We start from the raw sequence: 2,184 nt of genomic DNA, 5'->3' as shown, positions 1-2,184 counted from the left end.
GGAATAGCCCGGAAAGTGTTGCTGCCGTACAATTAGCTGAGCAAATAGTAACGGATTTGTATCAGATAACGATTACTTGTGCGAAAGACGGTAAATTAGCCAAACGGGCAGTAGGGAATGAAAAWAATTTATTGCTWTTRATGCCTGAAARATCRAATGACCAAGGATTTGCKATGACRGGAAGTTATACTTGCATGGCGTTAACGGCATTACTTGTTTTTGATTCTATATCGACTGAAGAAAAATCAAAGATAGTGAAAAAAATTCATCAAATGGGTGAAAGTGTCATTCAAAGAGAAGACGTCATCAAAGAGATAGTAGATTTTGATTTTGACCGAATTATTTACTTAGGTTCTGGTAGTTTAGAAGGCTTAGCGAAAGAATCACAATTAAAAATATTAGAACTGACAGCTGGAAAAATTGTTACCGCATTTGATTCACCACTCGGATTTCGACACGGTCCAAAATCATTTGTAAACGAAAAATCATTAGTTTTCATGTTTGTTTCTAACCATCCTTATACACGTCAATATGATTTAGATATGTTAAAAGAAATGCAGCAAGACGACATTGCCAGTTATATTTGTGCCATCGAGGTTGATGGAGAAACTAATTATACTGGGAACAGATTTGTATTCGGCAGCGAGGCTCAGTCTGTACCAGATGCTTACTTAGCATTACCTTTTGTCATGATTGGGCAAATAGTCTCACTGTTAGCTTCCGTGAAAGTAGGTAATACACCTGATACACCTTCACCGACAGGAACGGTGAACCGTGTCGTCAAAGGTGTTACCATCTACGAATATTAATAACTAGGGTAGGGGAAAAATGCATGTCTATTTTTATCTTTGCAGATAAGTTCTTTCTTGAGGGGAAGGTTGCAGGGCCTGGCTTTTTGGGGATGAAAGATGGAAAATTCGGTGAATTCACAGAAGATAGGCCAGAGGAAGCGGCAGAAGTCATTGAGTATGCAGGGCATTGGATTGCTCCTGGTCTAGTAGACACACATATTCATGGATTTAGAAATCACGACATTATGGACAATGATTTTGAAGGACTGAATCAAATTTCGGTAGGACTCCTTTCTTGCGGAGTTACATCCTTTTTACCGACGACCTTAACTTCCTCAACAGAATCGTTGAATAACGTCGTTGAAATGATTGGTGCCAATTACACGAAAGTGCAAGGCTCAAAAATTAAAGGGATCTTTTTAGAAGGGCCGTTTTTTACTGAAAAACATAAAGGGGCACAAAATACGAAATATTTTTGTGACCCATCGGTTGATATGTTGAAAGCTTGGCAGAAATTATCAAATGATTCTATTAAAAAAATTGCGATTGCACCTGAAAGGAAAGGGGCAGCGGAATTTATTGAATACGCTGTAGGAGAAGGGATTGCAGTGGCGTTGGCTCACAGTGACGCAACTTATGAAGAAGCAAARCAAGCGGTTGAAAAAGGAGCTTCCATTTTTATTCATACTTTCAATGGAATGAGTTCACTACACCATCGTGAGCCGGGGATGGTCGGTGCGGCCATGAATCTAAAAGATGTTTTTGCCGAAATCATATGTGATGGACATCATGTTCATCCTGTTGTCTCAAATATTTTAATGAATGTCCGCGGCAGAGAAAAGGTTGTTATGGTGTCCGATTGTATGATGGCTGGAGGTATGCCTGAAGGAACTTATCAACTAGGAGAATTTCCTGTGAAAGTAAAAGATGGGATAGCTCGTTTGAAAAGCGGAAGTTTAGCAGGTAGCATTTTGCAATTAAAAGATGCTGTCAAAAATGTCGTTGAGTGGGGAATTGCCACACCTGAGGAAGCGATTTACATGGCGAGTACAGCACCAGCTAAAAGTATTCAGCTCGATGGTGAATGTGGGAAGATTGCCGAGGGATATGCTGCTGACTTTATTGTGATGACGCCAGCGATGGATGTAACTGCTACCTACCTTGATGGTGTATGCCGTTTTTAAGCTTAAACAATTTTCTGAAAGAGGGATTACCAATGATTTTATCTGTCACCATGAATCCATCGGTTGATATTTCCTATCCGATTCATGAATTAAAGTTAGATGTTGTTAACCGTGTGGAAACGGTTCATAAAACTGCTGGTGGAAAAGGCTTGAATGTTGCGCGAGTGATCGCTCAAATGGAAGAAGTTGTCCTAGCGACAGGTGTGCTT

The 2,184-nt window shown here is 39.9% G+C and carries 3 protein-coding genes; all 3 read left to right on the top strand.

The genetic code is table 11. The features are described 5' to 3' along the window. A partial coding sequence (locus AC1DJR_RS27440) for an SIS domain-containing protein (protein WP_477003986.1) occupies positions 1 to 809 on the top strand: 809 nt, incomplete at its 5' end. A gap of 23 nt (positions 810 to 832) precedes the next feature. Beyond that, positions 833 to 1,975: an N-acetylglucosamine-6-phosphate deacetylase gene (gene nagA, locus AC1DJR_RS27435; RefSeq protein WP_477003985.1), complete on the top strand. Its 1,143-nt coding sequence runs from the start codon at positions 833 to 835 to the stop codon at positions 1,973 to 1,975. Positions 1,976 to 2,007: 32 nt separating this feature from the next. Beyond that, on the top strand, positions 2,008 to 2,184 hold a 177-nt coding region (locus tag AC1DJR_RS27430), incomplete at its 3' end, for a PfkB family carbohydrate kinase (RefSeq protein ID WP_477003987.1).

It is taken from the genome of Bacillus sp. 05T31, assembly GCF_056396725.1.
Note: the sequence above shows the minus strand (reverse complement) of the source record. Positions and strands in the feature narration are given on the sequence as shown.